A 19,091-nucleotide genomic window follows, 5' to 3' on the forward strand; every position below is an offset into this window, starting at 1 on the left:
ATGAATCATGAGCACTATTTCACTTTATAAAGAGATGAACTTTGGCCTAGGCGAAACCGCCGATATGATCCGCGATCACGTCAATAGCTTTGCGAGCCAAGAAATAGCACCGCTTGCAGAACAAACCGATATGGAAAACGCGTTTCCTAATCAGCTTTGGCCACAAATGGGCGAAATGGGTGTACTGGGCATGACCGTTCCTGAAGAATTTGGCGGAGCTGGCTTAGGGTATTTAGAGCATGTAATCGCCATGGAAGAAATTAGCCGTGCGAGTGCTTCAATTGGCTTAAGCTATGGTGCACATTCTAACTTGTGTGTAAACCAAATTAACCGTAACGGTAACCAAGCACAAAAAGAAAAATACCTACCTAAACTGATCAGCGGCGAACACATTGGTGCCCTTGCCATGAGTGAACCTAATGCAGGCTCTGACGTGGTGTCGATGAAACTAAAAGCCGAGAAAAAAGGCGATAAGTACATTTTAAATGGCAATAAAATGTGGATCACCAACGGCCCCGACGCACACACGTTTGTTATTTACGCAAAAACAGATTTAGAAGCCGGCGCTAAAGGCATCACCGCATTTATTGTAGAAAAAGGGTTTGCTGGTTTTTCTACTGCGCAAAAGCTCGACAAGCTAGGTATGCGTGGCTCAAACACCTGTGAACTGGTGTTTGAAAACTGCGAAGTACCCGAAGAAAACATTTTAGGTAACCTAAACGAAGGCGTTAAGGTACTTATGAGCGGCCTTGATTACGAACGTGTAGTACTTGCTGCAGGTCCGCTTGGTATTATGCAAGCCTGTATGGATATAGTTGTACCTTATATTCATGAGCGTAAGCAGTTTGACACCCCTATTGGCCAATTTCAGTTAATTCAAGGCAAAGTAGCTGACATGTATACGCAAATGAACGCAGCACGCTCATACGTTTATACCGTTGCAAAAGCCTGCGACCGCGGCGAAACCACCCGTAAAGATGCCGCCGGCGCTATTTTATACGCTGCTGAACTTGCCACTAAAATGGCACTTGATGCCATTCAAATATTAGGTGGTAACGGCTACATAAATGAATACGCTACCGGTCGCTTACTCCGTGATGCCAAGTTATACGAAATTGGCGCAGGTACATCAGAAATACGCCGTATGCTTATTGGTCGCGAACTATTCACTGAAAGCCGCTAAGGATTAAATTATGACGATATTAAAATCGAGCGTTAATCCTCACGATCCTATTTTTGTACAAAATCATAAAAACATGGCGGCTTTAGTTGACGATTTACACAGTAAAGTTGCAACAATTAGTTTAGGCGGTGGAGCTGCACTCAAAGAGCGCCACGAAGGCCGAGGTAAATTATTTGTACGCGACCGCATCAGCACTTTATTAGATGAAGGCTCACCGTTTTTAGAAATCTCGCAATTTGCAGCCTATGGTGTGTACGAGCAAGAAATTGCCTGTGCAGGTGTAGTTGCCGGTATTGGCCGTGTTAAAGGGATTGAATGCATGATCATTGCAAACGATGCCACAGTAAAAGGCGGTACGTATTTTCCGCTAACTGTTAAAAAACACTTACGCGCACAAGATATAGCCGAGCGCTGCCACTTACCCTGTATTTACTTGGTAGACTCTGGCGGTGCTAACCTGCCTGAGCAAGACGATGTATTTCCCGATAAATTACATTTTGGCCGAATTTTTTACAACCAAGCCAGAATGTCGGGTAAAGGCATTCCTCAAATTGCTGTGGTAATGGGTTTATGTACTGCTGGTGGTGCCTACGTACCCGCTATGGCTGATGAAAGCATAATTGTAAAAGAGCAAGGCACAATATTTTTAGCCGGCCCGCCGCTTGTAAAAGCTGCCACAGGTGAAGTTGTCAGCGCCGAAGAATTAGGCGGCGCAGATGTGCACTGTAAAACATCAGGGGTGGCCGATCACTATGCAGAAAATGACGAGCACGCGCTTTCTATCGCTCGCCAATGTATTGAGCGTATTAATTATACGCGCCCTACAGCCCCTCTTTTAGAGGATGTTAAACCACCAAGGTACGATATAAACGAGCTTTACGGCATTGTAGGTACCGATCTTAAAAAACCATTTGATGTGCGTGAAGTTATTGCCCGTACGGTTGATGATTCATCGTTTGATGAATTTAAACGCTACTTTGGTGAAACACTAGTAACGGGCTTTGCCAGTATTTATGGTAACCCTGTAGGCATAGTGGCTAATAACGGCATTTTATTTAGTGAGTCGGCGCAAAAAGGCGCGCATTTTATTCAACTATGTGCACAGCGCAATATTCCTTTAGTGTTTTTACAAAATATTACCGGCTTTATGGTAGGTAAAAAATACGAATCCGAAGGCATAGCAAAACACGGCGCTAAAATGGTGATGGCAGTATCGTGCGCCGATGTACCTAAATTTACAGTATTAATTGGTGGCTCTTACGGCGCAGGTAACTACGGTATGTGTGGCCGTGCATTTGAACCTACCATGATGTGGATGTGGCCTAATGCCCGTATTTCTGTAATGGGTGGCGAGCAAGCCGCCGGTGTAATGGCACAAGTAAAGCAAGACGGCTTAGCGCGCAAAGGTCATAGCATGAGCGAGCAAGAAGTTAACGATTTTAAAAAGCCAATTATTGACCAATACGAAGAGCAAGGCCACCCGTATTATGCAAGCGCGCGCTTGTGGGACGACGGCATTATTGACCCTGCAGATACCCGTAATGTATTAGGCCTTGCTTTAAGTGCAGCTAAAAATGCACCACAGCAAGACTCTAAGTTTGGCGTATTTAGAATGTAACCGGAGCGCAAAATGTCAGTAACACTACAAATAACAAAATCTAATGTGGCTGTACTTGTTTTAAGCCGAGTTGAAAAGCGTAATGCTTTTAACAGTGAAGTAATACATGAGCTAATTCAGTGCATAGAGCATGCAAATACGCTCGATATTCGCGCTTTGGTTTTAAAAACTGAGGGTAAACATTTTTCAGCAGGCGCCGACTTAGCCTGGATGAAATCTATGGCTGATAACAATTACGCCGATAACCTTGCTGATTCAATGCAGCTTGCTAAATTAATGCAGGTATTAGCGACCTCTCCTCACCCTACTGTATGTGCTGTGCAAGGCGCGGCATTTGGTGGCGCGCTGGGCTTAATTGCCTGTTGCGATATTACTCTGAGTAAAGACGATGCCCAATTTTGCTTAAGCGAAGTAAAACTAGGCCTTATTCCTGCGGTAATTAGTCCGTATGTAATTAAAGCCATTGGTGAGCGCGCGGCACGGCGCTACTTTTTAACTGCCGAGGTGTTTGATGCCCACACAGCAAAGCAACTTGGTTTGGTTCATCAGGTTACCGGTAATTTAGACTGTGCGCTTGATAACCTTCTGCAAACATTAATCGACAATGGCCCTGTCGCTGTAAAAGCCGCTAAATCGTTGATTAATGATGTAGCAAATAAGCCTATTAATGATGAACTTATTGAGCTTACGGCCGAACGTATTGCAAACATTCGGGTATCTGACGAAGGCCAAGAAGGACTCAGTGCCTTTTTTGATAAACGCCCTCCCGCTTGGCAACTGTAGGATTAACTATGAACACACACACATTAAAAAAGATACTCATTGCCAACCGCGGTGAAATTGCGTGCCGAATAATGCGCACAGCAAAACAGATGGGCCTAATAACGGTGGCCGTTTATTCTGATGCCGATAAACACGCACAACATGTAAAAATGGCGGATGAGGCCTACCATGTTGGCCCAGCGCCAAGCAAAGATTCATACCTTGTAACAGATAAAATTATACATATTGCGAAAACAAGCGGGGCCGATTGTATCCACCCTGGCTATGGTTTTTTATCTGAAAACAGCGAGTTTGCTAAAGCCTGTGAAGCCAACAATATTGCGTTTATTGGCCCATTGGCTAGCAGCATAGAAGCCATGGGTTCTAAAACTCGCGCTAAAGAAATTATGGCCGCTGCCAATGTACCATTAGTGCCAGGTTACTATGGTGATAATCAAGACCCTACTTTTTTACAATCTGAGGCTGAAAAAATTGGCTACCCCGTGCTAATTAAAGCGGCCTTTGGCGGCGGCGGTAAAGGTATGCGTGTTGTTGAGCAAGCTAAAGATTTTATAAGTGCACTAGAAGGCGCACAGCGTGAAGCAATAGCTGGTTTTGGTAACGACTTAGTACTGCTTGAGCGCTATGTTAACCAGCCTCGCCACGTAGAAGTACAGGTATTTGCCGATAACCACGGTAACTGTGTGTATTTAGGGGATCGTGATTGCTCATTACAGCGCCGTCATCAAAAAGTTATTGAAGAAGCCCCAGCGCCTGGTTTAAGTGATGCACTGCGCAAAGAAATGGGCGAAGCTGCAGTACGCTGTGCCCTTGCAATAAACTACCGCGGTGCTGGTACGGTTGAGTTTTTACTGTGTGGCGATGAGTTCTTTTTTATGGAAATGAACACGCGTCTGCAAGTAGAGCACCCAGTAACAGAAATGGTCACCGGCGTAGATTTAGTTAATTGGCAAATTAATATTGCCGCTGGGCAAACTCTGCCGTTAACGCAATCTGACATACAACTACAAGGTCACAGCTTTGAAGCGCGAATTTACGCAGAAGATCCAAGTAACGAGTTTATTCCTTGCTCTGGCGTAATCGAATCATTAAATACACCGCTTAACAACGAGTTTGTACGTATAGATACTGGCATTGCACAAGGTGATGAAATAAGCCCGTATTACGACCCGATGATTGCAAAACTTATTGTGCATGATGATGATCGCGAGCAAGCATTAGGGCGTTTACGCCAAGCACTTGAGCAATTTCACTTAGCGGGTTTTAGCACGAACATTGGCTTTTTACATAATTTAGCAAGCCACCCTAGGTTCGCTGAAGGTGCGCCAAGTACTCACTTTATTGCCGAGCAAGGCGATGCATTGGTAAGTGTTGATAGCGCCGCGCTTGAAAAAGCACAACTCATTGCAGCTTTTGCCTACCTTGAAACGCTTAGCGCTAAAAACGAAGCTGTTCAAAGTGCAAGCCCGTGGCAGCAATTAAGTGGTTTTACGCTTAACGCCCCACAAAAAGTAGATGTTCCATTTAAAGACTTAACCATCAGTGGTGTTAAAACTAAAACGGGTTATGTTGTAACGCATAATGAAAAGTCGTTCGATATAGCAGGCTCTGTAAACCAAAACGTATGTAATGTGTTTATTGATGGGGAAAAATTTACCGCCCATGTTAGCCACTTTGATAGCAGTATTAGCGTGATGTTTGCTTCGCTACAAATTAAGCTTGCTTTAAACACTAAACATTACATTAGTAGCCATGAAAACGACGCCCTGCCCCTTGCGGCGCCACTTAATGGTACTGTGGTTAAGCATTTAGTTGATGTAGGCAGCACCATCACCAAAGGCGATGCTGTAGTGATTATTGAAGCCATGAAAATGGAATATACACTCAATGCACCGCACGATGGTATTTTACAAAGCTACTGCTTTGATGAAGGTGAATTAGTTTCGCACGGCGCTTTATTAGCAATTGTAGAAGACACCACGGCGCAGGAGGCATCGTAATGGCGGCCTTCCCCAGCGAAGTTAAAATTGTTGAAGTAGGTGCGCGTGATGGCCTACAAAACGAAAAATCGGTTACTGCATCTGATAAAATTTCATTAATAAATGCACTTAGTGATGCTGGCTTAAAAAATATCGAAGCCGGCGCCTTTGTATCGCCTAAGTGGGTGCCACAAATGGCCGATTCAGCCGAAGTAATAACGGCGCTTAATTTACCCAATGCAAATTTAAGTGCGCTTACACCCAACTTAAAAGGTGCCCAAGCGGCCCATGCCGTTGGCATAAAAGAATTTGCCATATTTACCGCCGCAAGCGAATCGTTTTGCCAAAAAAATATAAATTGCAGTATTGAACAAAGTATTGAGCGCTTTAGCGAGGTTATGGCCTTTGCAAAAGCCAATAACATACGTGTACGCGGTTATGTGAGTTGCGTGCTCGGTTGCCCTTATGAGGGGGAAATAGACCCGCATAAAGTACTTAGCGTTTCGCAAAAGCTTTTAGATTTAGGCTGCTACGAAATAAGCCTTGGCGATACCATAGGTGTTGGCACTGCAAACAAAGTTACTACGCTTTTAACACTTTTACTTGATCATATTGAAAAATCGAAACTGGCGGTGCATTTTCATGACACGTACGGGCAAGCGCTCACAAATATTTACGCAGCGTTAAGCTTAGGTATAGCAACGGTTGATGCAGCTGTTGCTGGCCTTGGCGGCTGCCCTTATGCCAAGGGCGCGTCAGGAAATGTTGCCACCGAAGATGTGGTTTACTTACTCAACGGGCTTGGCATCGAGCATGGAATTGATTTACAAAGGTTAAGTAGCGCTGGTTGGAAAATTACGCAAGCACTTGGCAAAACGCCTGTAAGCAAAGTTTCAATTGCATTAGGCAACACACAAAAATAATAGCTTAACTCGCCAATTGGCAGTTAATACAATGAGGAGAGACTCATGGCCGGTTTTGATAAAGTGGTTTCTAGTTACGAAGCTGCGATGGCAGGTTTAAAAGATGGCGATACCATAATTGCTGGCGGTTTTGGCTTATGTGGTATCCCAGAGGGCTTAATTAAACAAATTAAGCAAATGAATACCAAAGAGCTAACCGTGGTTTCTAACAATTGCGGTGTGGATGACTTTGGATTAGGAATTTTACTAAAAGATAAACAAATTAAAAAAGTAATCGCCTCATATGTAGGTGAAAATGCCTTGTTTGAGCAGCAATTATTAAATGGTGAAATAGATGTAGAGCTTACCCCGCAAGGTACACTTGCAGAAAAAATGCGCGCCGGTGGTGCCGGTATCCCTGCATTTTATACTGCAACAGGTTACGGTACGCCTGTTGCTGAGGGTAAAGATGTTAAAGAGTTTAACGGCCGCCCTTATATTTTAGAAGAGTCCATCACGGGTGAATTTGCTATTGTAAAAGCATGGAAAGCAGACCGATATGGTAATTTAGTATTTAGGCACACTGCCATGAACTTTAACCCTATGGCGGCAACAGCAGGTAAAATTACCGTTGCTGAAGTAGAAGAAATTGTAGAGCCAGGCGAACTAGAACCAAGTCAAATTCATACCCCTGGTATTTTTGTAAACCGCGTTATTAAAGGTAACTTTGAAAAACGCATTGAACGTGTAACAACACGAGATTAAGCAGGAGCAGACGTTATGGCATTATCACGTGAACAAGTTGCAATGCGTGTTGCACAAGAACTACAAGACGGTTACTACGTTAATTTAGGCATAGGAATTCCGACACTCGTCGCAAACTTTGTACCAGAAGGTATAGAAGTTATGTTACAGTCCGAAAATGGGCTTTTAGGGATGGGACCATATCCCACTGAAGCCGAACTAGACGCCGATATGATAAACGCGGGTAAAGAAACCGTGACAGCTGCAACAGGCGCAGCCATATTTAATAGTGCAGATAGTTTTGCCATGATACGGGGTGGTCATGTAGACTTAACAGTTCTGGGTGCATTTGAAGTTGACCAAAGTGGCAACATTGCGTCGTGGATGATCCCAAAAAAGCTAATTAAAGGTATGGGCGGCGCAATGGATTTAGTTGCAGGCGCAAAGAATATTATTGTTACTATGACCCATGCCAGTAAACATGGTGAGTCAAAACTGCTTGAGAAATGCGCTTTACCGCTAACAGGCGTTAACTGCGTAAAAAAAATAGTAACGGATTTAGCCGTACTTGAAGTTAAAGACGGCGCTTTTCATTTACTTGAGCGCGCACCAGGCGTATCGGTAGATGAAATTATTAGTAAAACAGCAGGTAAATTACTTGTTGACGGTGAAGTGCCAGAAATGGTTTTTTAACGCTTCACCATGTACCGACCTCATTCCCAGTGCCAATGGCGCTGAGTTACCCAAAATCCCTCGCTAGAGGGATTTTTTTTGCCCGCTTTAAATTTTTTTCACTTTTAATACAGTTGTAGTAAATATTATCTATAATATAAATAACTCTAAATGTAAGCGCTTAAATTTTTTGCACTAATTTGTAGATAGTCTGCACCTTTTTTGTGAACTAGCGCTATATTTAAAATTAAACTATTGATATTATTAATTTAAATTATTGGTTCGATTATTGCCTAATAAAGGCGTCTTTAATTAATTAAACGATTTTTGGAAAACATGCAAACTCCTATTCGAGGCCTCCGCTCTTTTTGCTTTGCAGCAAAAAGCTTAAGTTTTAAACATGCAGCTAAAGAGCTGTACCTTACCCCCTCTGCGGTAAGCCATCAGATTAAACAGCTTGAAGAACAGCTTGGTATAGAGCTTTTTCAGCGACAAACTCGTTCCATTAGCTTAACCGCTGCAGGTAAAAACTTTTTTGATGCTATTTCACCCATTATTTATACACTTGAGAACACCATCAACGAATTTAGTCAGTTACAGCAAAATACTAATATAACCATTACGCTGCCTGAGTTTTTTGCCAGTGAACTACTCATGCCTAAGCTTAGTGAGTGGACCTCAGAGCATCCAAATATAAACCTGCAAATGGATACGCTTAAAACCCGTAAAGAGCTAACCCGACACAGCGATTTATCGATTGTTTTATCATCTAGTAAGCCTACAGAAGGCCTGACAACAGAGTTATTTAATCTTGAATATATCCCTGCGTGTAACGAAGCACTGTTAAAACAGTGGAAAGACGATCATTGCCAAGCATTAAATCAAGTCCCCCTAATTCTGCATAAAGCAAGACCATGGGCATGGCACCAATGGGCTGAAAAAGCGGGCATAGATGACTTTTCTCCTACACAAATTATCCAAATTGATAGTATGTTTGGGGTCGCTCGCGCTGCCCAGCAAGGTATAGGTATTTCACTTATACCGCTACCTATCAGCCAAAGCTGGTTTGATGAAAAATGGCTTTATAAATTGTTTCAGCAGCCCCTTACAACTAAAGATAAATACTACTTAGTGCAGCACGAAGCTAATACGCCCAACCCAGCACTGGATTTATTTGCTAAGTGGGTGGTATCTACATTTAGCAACATTCAAAGTTAGTGTTGAAATAATATACGCCATGGTATTTTTGTTTGGTTACTCCCCTACTTTTAGTGTGCAGCACTTAGCATGTCCTAAGGCTGCACACAGTAAACTGTAGTCCTTCATTATTTTTTACGCTTACCCATAGCGTTTAATCATTTATTATTAATTATATTTTTTTATTTAAACTCTTACTTTTTACTGCAAGCGAGTCATTGAAAATTAACTTATTAAAAATCAATAATATAGAGAGAATACTTAGACTAAAGTCTATAGCTTAATTTTTTTCACTTATTGGTTTTATTTTTATCGTTTGTCTGACAAATACGATTATTTTAAAGTTAACCAATCAAAAGCAAACAGCTAAACATGTTTACTAATTAGATAGTATTTACTGTTTTGCACCAAATAAATGCAACCTTTTTAGATGTGATAGCTCTAATAAGGTAAGAAAAGAATCTTATATTGTGTGTGTAAGATGTTGTCAGTGTGAAAAAGCAGTTCAAGTTAGGTGGTGACTTGGTTTGAACTGTTTTTTATTCCACCAGCAGCACGCAGCAATAACTAAATTAGCTACTGTGTAGCAAACCGAATCTTATATTGTGTGTGTAAGATGTTGTCAGTGTGAAAAGCGGTTCATGTGAGGTGGTGACCTTATATGGGCCGTTTTTATTTTATAAGCACTATTTTTTTCCCCTGCCCTTGTACGTTAATACGCTTAGTTAAATGATCTATTTTGAGGCTAAGAACCATATTAATAGCTGAGTAAAAATTCGCTATTCAATTGTTTTAAATGCGCGTTTTAAACATACACAGCCACACATCACCCCCACCAAATGATTTACTATTATTGCGGATTAGAATCATTCAATTATAAAGTTATGCTTTTGCTTGAGCTGTTTAATGGTATTTTCATTCTCTTTTAAAAATACATTAAACTTTCTAATAAGATGTGGGTGCTTAATGCTCGATAGCATAAACGCTTGATGATCAACTGGCAGTTGATGCTGAAAAAACACAGGTACAGGGGTATCGAAAAACTCCTCAATATTATACTTAAGTACATCGTGTGAAATATATATACAATCAACTCGCTCTTTATGCAGCAAGTAAATCATCTCGATAACATTATCGTTTTCGATTACTTTTAAGTTAGGCATTGAAGTTAATTTATTAAGCCCTTGTAATGTAAAACCACGCACTTTTGCAAGTGACTTGCAATCTTCAAGTTTAATATTGTCTTTTAAACTTGCTATACCTGTATGTGTAACTAATGAAGGCACAGAATAATTAATGCTTTGCTGGTGCTGACGTTTGTAGCTTACTTGCCAATTAGGGTTATCTGGATACTTAAAATCAACATGGTGATGCTCTATAAACTCTTTATATAGGCGAGGAATTGGTAAAGTATAAAACTCAAACTTGATATTTTGCTGTTTTGCAAATAACTCCAGCAGCTCTTTGCTAAAACCAAAATAATCACGTTTGTAAGTACCACTACCATCGTAATAAGGCAGATATTCTATATTTTCTACGCCTATTACATATTTTTCATTTGGCTGTGCTTGGGTTGGGCTTATTGCTATAAGCCCATACACAAGTGCTAAAGTGTTAATCAGTTTGATAGTTTAACGTCACTTTTATTGGTTGATACCTAAACTTATATAACATAATTGCAGTTAATTAAAGTTTATATTTATTTAAAGAAGAGCGAACGAATCGCCCTTAAAATTAGCTTTTGTCGCGGGGTTTAAATTCCAACACTGTAGCATTAATGCAATACCTATCCGTACCTCTAGGCCCTTCACCTATAAATAAATGCCCTAAATGAATACCTGAACTTTTAGATTTAAGCTCAATTCGTGTCATACCCCAGCTTGTATCCTTGTGTTTAGTCACACTATTTTTTACTGGATGCTTAAACGACAGCCAACCTGTGCCCGAATTAAATCTATCTCGAGTATCAAACAAGGGTTCACCACTTAACTTATCTACAAATACGCCATCGGGGGTATTTTTAAATTCCTTATACTCTTTGCAATACGGTCTGTCTGTGCGCTCATGAAATGCCACCTCGTATGCATCACTATCACCTAACTTAAATGCACCCAGCGCTTTATAAAATTCAGCGGGAGACGCGTAGCCTAGATGTGCATACACCTCCTTACCATTTTCTAAAAATAAAATTGTAGGGGTTGCCCACGTTGCCGATTTTATAGTTAACCCCTTGAGCTCATCTGCATGGCGAAAGGTTAAAGGGATTGAGCCTTTATAATCATTTGCTACTAATTTTTTAAATTTTTCGCAGTAAGGGCAATACTCCCGTGAATCTAGTACCACAATGTGCTTGCCGCTTAGTAAAAAGTTATTGTCTGCATCTGCTTTTTTAGTTTTATTAAAAACCACACCTGTGGCGTGATCTGGGCAATAGCCATTAGGGTTCTTCTGTAGATAATTTTGATGGTACTCCTCAGCAGATACAAACCCCTCAAGCGGTTTTATTACTGTTTTTATTTGGCCATAACCTGCTTCTGTTAATAACGGCTGATACTCGGCTTTAACTTGCTCTGCAAGCTGTGCTTGCTCTTTTGTGGTGGTAAGAATAATTGATCGGTACTGCGTGCCAATATCATTACCTTGGCGGTTCAATTGAGTAGGATCATGGCTTTCAAAGTAATTTTGTATCAATGCTTTAGAAGAAATCACATTGCTGTTGTACATAACTTGCACTACTTCAGCGTAGTTATTTTCGTCAAAACGACGAGATTGGTCGGTAATATTTTTATAGGTTGCTTTAAAACCGTGTCCATCAGCATAACCCGACTCTGCATCTATAACCCCCTCTAGTGCTTCGTAACGTTTTTCGGCTCCCCAAAAACACCCTGAGCCTAACACTATGGTTTTTATGTGCATGGTGGCCGCTACGTTGCTGTGCTCTATTTTTTCTGTTGATAGGGCAAAACAGCCGGCGCTAAAGGTAATAGCAGCGCCCAATAAATAAACTGTTCGAGAAAATGTCATAAATACCTCTTAATACCTGCGTGTTTTAATTAAGACCTAACCAACCATGTTTTTATTTCAGCAAATAAATACGTACTAAATTTGTATTCAGTTTGAGTCTACATTTTATTTTCGCCGGTTTTCTTATGGCTAGGTACTGATTAAATTGACAAAACTATGTTAGCTTTGCTTCACGTTGTATAAAAAGATTAAATTATGACTGCATTATCACAGGTATTTACTTTAACAAATAACAGTTTGCTATTAGATGCCACACAGCATAAACAAAACAATGTGTTAGACACTCAAAAAAAAATTTGGGCGCTCACTAAGCAGCTAAAGCAAAGTAACGAATTTATCGATTTAGTCCCAGGCATGAACTCTTTAACGCTTTATTTAAAATCGGCTCATAATTTAGAAAAATGGAAGAACGCTCTCCCAGATTTATGGGACAAAGTTCACGCATCAACATTTACAGGCACTCATCATAAAATACACACTACTTATGAAGGAGAAGATTTAGATTTTGTTGCCAAACAAACTAACTTAACACCCCAACAAATTATTCAAATACACAGTCAAACCACTTACCACGTTTTATTTTTAGGGTTTCAGCCCGGTTTTGCCTACCTTCATGGATTAGACTCGCGCTTGCATATCCCACGCAGAGATACGCCGCGTACTAAAGTCCCTACAGGTGCGGTTGCTTTAGGTTCAGATCAAACCGCCATTTACCCTGCAGAAACACCTGGCGGTTGGCATATTATTGGCCACACTAATACGCCTCTGTTTGATAGCACACACGCAGAACCTTGCTTACTCAAACCCGGCGATACGCTATCGTTTGTTTCAATAAACACAGTGCAAGGAGCATAACGTGATAAAAGTTCTTAAAGCCGGCGTACAACTTACAATTCAAGATAGCGGACGCTACGGTTATCGACATTTAGGTGTTAGCCAAGCGGGTTGTTTAGACCCTTACGCACAAATAATTGCTAATAAATTAGTGGGTAACAAAGATAATGAAGCTGTGCTTGAGGTGACATTAGGCCTGTGCGAGTTACAGTTTGAAACCGATACAGTTATCGCATTACAAGGCGCTGATTTAAACGCTGCGCTTGATGAAACACCCTTGTACCCAGGTTGGAGTTACCAAGTAAGAGCGAAACAAACTTTAAGCTTTGATACGGGTCGCGCTGGTTTGCGTGCCTATGTAGCCGTACAAGGTGGCATTGATGTTAAAGATGTGATGGGCTCAAAATCAACCGATTTAAACGCGCTCTTTGGTGGTTTAGCAGGTAAAGCGCTGAGTGAGGGCGATATTATCCCGATAAAAACATCGCCCGTGCCAATAACGCGCTTTAAACAGCGCGGTGCTATTACCCCGCCTAAATTGAAAGTGATTCGGGTTCATGCAAGTCCGCACGCACAGCTATTAGGTGATACGCTTCTTAAACAGTTTTTTTCTACATCGTTTAAAGTCAGCCATAACAGTAACAGAATGGGACTTAGACTAACAAACGAAAGCCCCTTAACGCATAGTCATTCACTGCCCTCATTGGGCACAGGCCCAGGCTCGATTCAATTACCGCCCAGTGGCGAGCCTATTGTATTACTTAACGATGCTCAAACAACCGGTGGCTACCCATTACTTGGTACGGTAATAGAGGCTGATTTACATCAATTTGCCCAATTTAGACCCGGTGACTCTATTGAATTTAAGCAGGTAAGCCATGAGCAAGCTAAATTGGCAAAACAAAAGCTTGAAGGTCACTTACACCAGCTCAGCTTGGCGCTTAAATACAGTTAATTATAAAGTGGGCAATTAAGCCTCTATTTGGCGGCTATTTAAAATAGCTAACTGCGCTTTGCTTAGAGGCAATAATAAGCTGAGTTTAGGTAGTTAATAACTTTAAACACAAAAAATATACAGTAAGACAATTAAGTTTTACTTTAAATTTCGCACACATTTGGTGCGTTTGTGTGAAGTTCATTTTTTAAAACCATGCGCTAACTGCCTTACTAACGCCACTTTTTATAATAAATTTGGTTTAAATATAAGCTCACCTTCGCACAAAGCACCAACATGGTGCGCAAGCATTGCGCTTGGTGCATAAATTATTCTTAATTAATTGCAAAAGCAGTGTGACTTGAGTAATTATTTCTGATAAAACAAGGTTTCGCAGTACAGCAACGTTGCTTTGCTGCACACATAATAGGAATGAGGAGTTACTATGTGTTCAATTTTTGGTGTATTAGATATTAAATCTAACGCCACTCAGTTGCGTACCCAAGCAATTGAAATGTCAAAGTTACTAAGGCACCGCGGCCCAGATTGGTCTGGTGTATATTCATCTGAAAAAGCGATTTTAGTGCATGAACGCCTAGCTATTGTAGGTGTTTCAAGCGGCGCACAACCATTATATAACCCTGAAAAAACAAATATATTAGCGGTTAACGGCGAAATTTATAATCATAAAGAGCTGGCAGCAGAGTTAGAAGTTGATTTTGAATTTCAGACTCAATCAGACTGTGAAGTTATTTTAGCGTTATACAAACAAAAAGGGCCTGAGTTTTTAGATGACCTAAATGGTATTTTTGCATTTTGTTTATACGATGAAGAAAACGATGCGTACTTAATTGGCCGAGATCACATTGGTATTATTCCACTTTATACTGGCCACGATGAGCATGGTAATTTTTATGTTGCTTCTGAGCTTAAAGCGCTCTCGCCAATTTGTAAGCATATTGAAGAGTTTCCTCCAGGTCATTACCTTTATAGCAAAGATGGAGAGCTTAAGCCTTATTACAAACGTGATTGGGAAACTTTCGACGCAGTTAAAGATAACAGTGCACAAGCGCAAGACGTAAAAGAAGCGTTAGAGGGCGCTGTAAAACGCCAGCTAATGTGTGATGTCCCTTATGGCGTATTGCTATCAGGTGGTTTAGACTCGTCGGTAATTTCGGCTATTACGCAACGTTTTGCTGCTAAACGTATTGAAGATAACGATGAAAGTGACGCATGGTGGCCTAAGCTACATTCATTTTCTGTAGGCCTTGAGGGGTCACCCGATTTAGCCGCTGCGCAAAAAGTTGCGGATATGATTGGCACAGTGCATCACCCTATTCACTTTACCATTCAAGAAGGTATTGATGCGCTTCGTGAGGTTATTTACCACATTGAAACATACGATGTAACCACCATACGTGCTTCAACGCCAATGTACCTAATGGCGCGCCAAATTAAAGCTATGGGTATTAAAATGGTGTTATCGGGCGAAGGCGCTGATGAACTATTTGGTGGCTATTTATACTTCCATAAAGCACCAAACGCACAAGAATTCCATGAAGAGCTAAACCGTAAAGTGTCAAAGCTGCATATGTTTGACTGTTTACGTGCTAATAAGTCAATGGCTGCATGGGGCGTAGAAGCACGTGTACCGTTTCTTGATAAAGAGTTTGTTGATGTGGCTATGCGTATCAACCCTGAAGCTAAAATGTGTAAAGATGGCAAAATTGAAAAGCACATTTTACGTGAAGGTTTCGATGGCTACCTGCCTGAAGAAGTACTGTGGCGCCAAAAAGAGCAATTCTCTGACGGTGTTGGCTACAGCTGGATAGACACGTTAAAAGAGTTTGTAAACGAGCAAGTAAGCGACCAAGAGCTTGCTAACGCTAAGTTTAAATACCCTATTAACACGCCAGATTCTAAAGAAGCGTATTACTATCGCTCTATTTTTGAATCACACTTCCCTGGTGATGCATCAGCTAAATGTGTGCCACATGGTAAGTCGGTTGCGTGTTCAACCCCTGAAGCACTTGCATGGGATGCATCATTTCAAAATAATGCTGACCCATCAGGCCGTGCTGCAGGCGTCCACAACGACGCGTATGCAAGCAAAGGCTAAACGCACCTTTTTATCGCAATGTAGGCTCAAGCAGCCTATGTTGCGGTATATAAAGCATCTCTATTCAGTTCCTGTATTTTCTAGTTCACGTTTTAACTTAGCTGGTTCACGTGCGTTAATTGTTATTTATAAACAAGGGTTAAGTACGCGCGTAATGCAAAATATTGCCGCAAATTCGCAGCACCCTGCTAGCGTTTTTTTAAATGAAAGCGAAATTTCTCGCCATGTATGTAACATTCGCTGGTTTAACCAAACATCAGAAATTAAGCGCTGTGGCCATGGCACCCTTGCTGCTGCAAACTGTTTATTAGCCCACTTTAGCTTTTGCCCTTTATACTTTATTTCGAACGATAAAGAGCGGTTTAAAATGAAGCGTGATAAAGGCCGTGTGCAACTTCAGCTAGCGGCTATTAATTTAAAAAAGGTTGATGAGGAAAATAGCCTTAAAGGTGTATTTTCACATTCTATAAAAGCAACTTACTCAACAGCTCATAAGAGCGGTTATACCGTTGTACTGTTTAAACATATAGTTAATTTAAAGCAATTAGAGGTTGATTTTACGCGCCTAGCAAATATGCATAACAATGCGGTAATTGCATTGCAAATACATAGTATTGATAAAAACAATGCCTGCGCGCATTTTAGGTATTTTGCGCCGCAATTTGGGGTAAATGAAGATTCGGCTACAGGCTCCGCTGTGTCGGTTATAGCGCCACTTATTTTTAGACTACATGGTTTAAATGAAGCAACTCTTATTCAGCAGTCATCAAAAGGTGCGCTGCTAAACTATACGTTTAACAGCAACCAGGTCGTTGTAAGTTAAGCGGTTACATTGGCCTTAGTAGGCAAAGTGCAAAATAGCTTTTCTCGTCCTGCCATGTTTGTTCAAGCGATAAATTAGCTTGGGCAGCAAGGTTTTTAAACGCCTCAAGCGTATATTTGTGCGAGTTCTCAGTGTGAATGCTCTCTCCCGCTACAAAGTCTATTTGCTTATCGTTAATAACCACACTTTGATTACACCTGCTCACTAAATGCATTTCAATGCGGCTATGCACTTCGTTAAATCGCGATTCGTGTTTAAAATTATCTAAAATAAACGTGCCATTTAATTCGTTATTTATACGCTGTAGTAAGTTTTTATTAAAGGCGGCGGTAATGCCGGCTTTATCATCGTAGGCATCTAGTAACACTTGTCGCTCTTTTACTAAATCAATTCCTATTAATACGTAACCATCAACGCCGCACAAACGGTAAAAATTATTCATGATTTCTATGGCTTTTACTGGCGCAAAGTTACCTAGTGTAGAACCTGGAAAATAAACTAAATTTGTTTGGCTATCTAAAGCAGTGTCTTTTGTTAGCTGTTTAACCATTTGGCTATGGGTAAAATCACCTAATAGTGGCGTAATGGCCAGCTCCGGGAATAACGGCGATAAATGCGCTAACGAGTAATTAAGCATTTCTGATGATATTTCAAAGGGGACAAAGGTTTTTACGTTGCTCATATGGGCAAGTAAATACGCGACCTTTTTACCTGAGCCACAGCCTGGCTCAATAATTGATAGGTTTTCTGGCAATATATTAGCGATGGCTTTTGAGTGATTCTCTAAGATAGCAAGTTCAGTACGGGTAACATAGTACTCTTGCAAAGAGGTTATTTGCTCGAATAATGCCGCCCCTTTATCATCGTAAAAATACTTACACGGCAACGACTTTTGCTGTTGAGCAAGTCCATGTAATACATCATTTAAAAAGTCTAGATCGGTTATTGATTGCTGATTAATTGCTGTTACTTGGCTCATAGTAAGTCCTTTGCTAGTCTAATGCCGCTGCACATCCACGCTTGGTGTGGATAAAAAAAGTTACGGTAGGTCGGCCTTAAATGGTTTTTTGGGGTAAACACACACCCGCCACGTAAAACCATTTGGTTATTCATAAATTTACCATTGTACTCCCCTGCATCTCCGCTAAAGGGTTTAAAGCCTGGGTAAGGTAAATAAGCGCTATTAGTCCACTGCCAGCATGTATCACTTAATTGTGAGACGGTATCTGGCTGTTTACATACAGTTGGCGTGAGCAAATTGTTTTGCGGTTGTTTAAGTACTTGTTGCTGGGCTACATACTCCCATTCAAATTCAGTAGGTAGACGCGCACTCACAAAATTAGCGTAAGCTGCCGCTTCAAAATAATTTATATGACTCACTGGCGCATCTAAATTTAAGGGCTGCAATCCGTAAAGGGTAAATTCAAACCACTGCCCCTCAATACACTGCCAGTATAAAGGGTGGCTGACTTGCTGAGCTTTTACATTAGCCCAGCCATCACTTAACCAAAATGAGGGAGTTTTATACCCCCCCGCCTCTATAAATTCTAAATACTCTCTATTTGTCACTAGTCGGTTTGCAAACCTAAACGGATGAATAAGCGCTTGATGTTGAGGTTGCTCGTTATCGTACGAAAAGCCATTTTTGGCATCAGCCCCTATATTGGTTAGGCTTTGGCTAAATTCGGTATATTTTAAAGTGCCTAACGAATAACTCCCCTCGATTAGGTTACTCGGGGCTTGGCGGTAGACAGGAAAACTAGGATTAACCGAAAAATTATATTTAATATCCATCAGCATGAGCTCTTGATGTTGTTGCTCATGATTCAGCCCAAGTTCTATTATATTACACAGTGTTTGGTCAGTGCCTGATTGAAGTAGCTCATTGACGGCATTATCAACATAAGCTCTGTAGCGCATCACCACCTCTAAACTAGGGCGAGATAAACATCCTCTATTCGCACGCTTAAATTGCTCGCCTATGCCATTATAGTAGGAGTTAAACAATACCTTAAATTGTTCATCAAAGAGTGTGTAGTTAGGCAGGTACTTTGCAAGTAAAAATGTTTCAAAAAACCAGGTGGTGTGTGCTAAATGCCATTTTATAGGACTTACATCATCCATTGCTTGTAATTGGCAGTCTTCTGCACTTAAATCTTTTATAAGTGTAAGGCTATGTTGGCGAACTAGCTGAAATTGTGCCTGTGTTTTCTCAGAGCTGTGCACTTCGTTCGCTTGCGTGTTTAGCATATTTAAGTTCGTCCCTTTTCACTCTTTTG

General features: G+C 41.0%; 16 protein-coding genes. 12 read left to right on the forward strand and 4 right to left on the reverse strand.

Going from position 1 to position 19,091, the window contains the following annotated elements:
• The first annotated feature begins 7 nt into the window (after positions 1-7).
• The 8 genes from AN389_RS11770 (at position 8) to AN389_RS11805 (ending at position 9,099) form a co-directional block, all read left to right on the forward strand.
• Positions 8-1,183 carry an isovaleryl-CoA dehydrogenase gene (locus AN389_RS11770; RefSeq protein WP_055016030.1) on the forward strand — a complete coding sequence of 392 codons (1,176 nt, stop codon included), beginning with the start codon at positions 8-10 and terminating at the stop codon, positions 1,181-1,183.
• Between the two features lie 10 nt (positions 1,184-1,193).
• Positions 1,194-2,801: a carboxyl transferase domain-containing protein gene (locus tag AN389_RS11775; RefSeq protein WP_055016031.1), complete on the forward strand. Its 1,608-nt coding sequence runs from the start codon at positions 1,194-1,196 to the stop codon at positions 2,799-2,801.
• A 12-nt stretch (positions 2,802-2,813) separates the two neighbouring features.
• A complete protein-coding gene (locus tag AN389_RS11780; RefSeq protein ID WP_055016032.1) occupies positions 2,814-3,584 on the forward strand; it encodes an enoyl-CoA hydratase/isomerase family protein in 771 nt (256 codons plus the stop codon).
• An 8-nt stretch (positions 3,585-3,592) separates the two neighbouring features.
• The gene (locus tag AN389_RS11785) at positions 3,593-5,584 is read left to right on the forward strand and encodes an acetyl/propionyl/methylcrotonyl-CoA carboxylase subunit alpha (protein WP_055016033.1); all 1,992 of its coding nucleotides are present in this window, start codon (positions 3,593-3,595) and stop codon (positions 5,582-5,584) included.
• Positions 5,584-6,486 (forward strand): hydroxymethylglutaryl-CoA lyase, encoded by a 903-nt coding sequence (locus AN389_RS11790; RefSeq protein WP_055016034.1) that lies wholly within the window; start codon positions 5,584-5,586, stop codon positions 6,484-6,486. The genes AN389_RS11785 and AN389_RS11790 overlap by 1 nt, the downstream gene beginning before the upstream one ends.
• Before the next feature lie 45 nt (positions 6,487-6,531).
• On the forward strand, positions 6,532-7,230 hold the full coding sequence (locus AN389_RS11795; RefSeq protein WP_055016035.1) for a CoA transferase subunit A: 699 nt from the start codon (positions 6,532-6,534) through the stop codon (positions 7,228-7,230).
• Positions 7,231-7,245: 15 nt separating this feature from the next.
• Positions 7,246-7,902 (forward strand): CoA transferase subunit B, encoded by a 657-nt coding sequence (locus AN389_RS11800; protein WP_055016036.1) that lies wholly within the window; start codon positions 7,246-7,248, stop codon positions 7,900-7,902.
• Positions 7,903-8,217: 315 nt separating this feature from the next.
• Positions 8,218-9,099 (forward strand): LysR family transcriptional regulator, encoded by an 882-nt coding sequence (locus AN389_RS11805; protein WP_055018402.1) that lies wholly within the window; start codon positions 8,218-8,220, stop codon positions 9,097-9,099.
• A gap of 845 nt (positions 9,100-9,944) precedes the next feature.
• Here AN389_RS11805 and AN389_RS11810 read toward each other — a convergent pair.
• Both AN389_RS11810 and msrA read right to left on the reverse strand, forming a co-directional pair.
• Positions 9,945-10,679 carry an ABC transporter substrate-binding protein gene (locus tag AN389_RS11810; protein WP_235575969.1) on the reverse strand — a complete coding sequence of 245 codons (735 nt, stop codon included), beginning with the start codon at positions 10,677-10,679 and terminating at the stop codon, positions 9,945-9,947.
• A gap of 133 nt (positions 10,680-10,812) precedes the next feature.
• On the reverse strand, positions 10,813-12,102 hold the full coding sequence (gene msrA / locus AN389_RS11815; RefSeq protein ID WP_055019862.1) for a peptide-methionine (S)-S-oxide reductase MsrA: 1,290 nt from the start codon (positions 12,100-12,102) through the stop codon (positions 10,813-10,815).
• Positions 12,103-12,297: 195 nt separating this feature from the next.
• On the opposite strand from msrA, the gene pxpB reads away from it, so the two are divergent.
• The 4 genes from pxpB (at position 12,298) to AN389_RS11835 (ending at position 16,812) form a co-directional block, all read left to right on the forward strand.
• The gene (gene pxpB / locus AN389_RS11820) at positions 12,298-12,957 is read left to right on the forward strand and encodes a 5-oxoprolinase subunit PxpB (RefSeq protein WP_055018404.1); all 660 of its coding nucleotides are present in this window, start codon (positions 12,298-12,300) and stop codon (positions 12,955-12,957) included.
• A gap of 1 nt (position 12,958) precedes the next feature.
• The gene (locus AN389_RS11825; RefSeq protein WP_055019863.1) at positions 12,959-13,891 is read left to right on the forward strand and encodes a biotin-dependent carboxyltransferase family protein; all 933 of its coding nucleotides are present in this window, start codon (positions 12,959-12,961) and stop codon (positions 13,889-13,891) included.
• A 424-nt stretch (positions 13,892-14,315) separates the two neighbouring features.
• Positions 14,316-15,989 carry an asparagine synthase B gene (gene asnB / locus AN389_RS11830; RefSeq protein ID WP_055016042.1) on the forward strand — a complete coding sequence of 558 codons (1,674 nt, stop codon included), beginning with the start codon at positions 14,316-14,318 and terminating at the stop codon, positions 15,987-15,989.
• Positions 15,973-16,812 (forward strand): PhzF family phenazine biosynthesis protein, encoded by an 840-nt coding sequence (locus AN389_RS11835; protein ID WP_055019864.1) that lies wholly within the window; start codon positions 15,973-15,975, stop codon positions 16,810-16,812. The genes asnB and AN389_RS11835 overlap by 17 nt, the downstream gene beginning before the upstream one ends.
• Positions 16,813-16,816: 4 nt before the next feature.
• On the opposite strand, the gene egtD is transcribed toward AN389_RS11835, so the two are convergent.
• Both egtD and egtB read right to left on the reverse strand, forming a co-directional pair.
• Complete coding sequence (egtD, locus tag AN389_RS11840; RefSeq protein WP_055018406.1) at positions 16,817-17,791, reverse strand: L-histidine N(alpha)-methyltransferase; 975 nt, start codon at positions 17,789-17,791, stop codon at positions 16,817-16,819.
• Positions 17,788-19,062: an ergothioneine biosynthesis protein EgtB gene (egtB, locus tag AN389_RS11845; RefSeq protein WP_055019865.1), complete on the reverse strand. Its 1,275-nt coding sequence runs from the start codon at positions 19,060-19,062 to the stop codon at positions 17,788-17,790. The genes egtD and egtB overlap by 4 nt, the downstream gene beginning before the upstream one ends.
• Positions 19,063-19,091 lie beyond the last annotated feature (29 nt).

The sequence above is a fragment of the Pseudoalteromonas sp. P1-7a genome (genome assembly GCF_001401855.1).
Lineage (GTDB): Bacteria > Pseudomonadota > Gammaproteobacteria > Enterobacterales > Alteromonadaceae > Pseudoalteromonas.